Below are 520 nucleotides of genomic sequence, written 5' to 3'. Positions count from 1 at the left end.
TTGTTGAAGGTATGCAGTTTGACAGAGGATACTTATCTCCTTACTTTGTAACAGATTCTGATAAAATGGTTGCAGATTTAGAAAATCCGTACATTTTATTATTCGACAAAAAGATTTCTAACTTACAAGAGATTTTACCAATTTTAGAACCCGTAGCACAATCTGGCCGTCCGTTATTAATCATTGCTGAAGATGTAGACGGACAAGCTTTAGCTACTTTAGTTGTAAACAAATTACGCGGTGGTTTAAAAATTGCAGCAGTTAAAGCTCCTGGTTTTGGAGACAGACGTAAAGCTATGCTTGAAGATATAGCTATTTTAACTGGCGGAACTGTTATTTCTGAAGAAAGAGGTTTCACTTTAGAAAACGCCGATTTATCAATGTTAGGTACTGCTGAAACTGTTACAGTTGATAAAGACAATACTACAATTGTTAACGGAAATGGTGATGCTGAAGCTATTAAAGCACGCGTAAACCAAATTAAAGCGCAAATTGAAACAACTACATCAGATTATGATAA

At 35.0% G+C, this 520-nt stretch carries 1 protein-coding gene; it reads left to right on the top strand.

The features are described 5' to 3' along the window. A partial coding sequence (locus FUA24_RS01045) for a TCP-1/cpn60 chaperonin family protein (RefSeq protein WP_317131914.1) occupies positions 1 to 520 on the top strand: 520 nt, incomplete at both ends.

The organism is Seonamhaeicola marinus, assembly GCF_008085455.1.
Note: the sequence above shows the minus strand (reverse complement) of the source record. Positions and strands in the feature narration are given on the sequence as shown.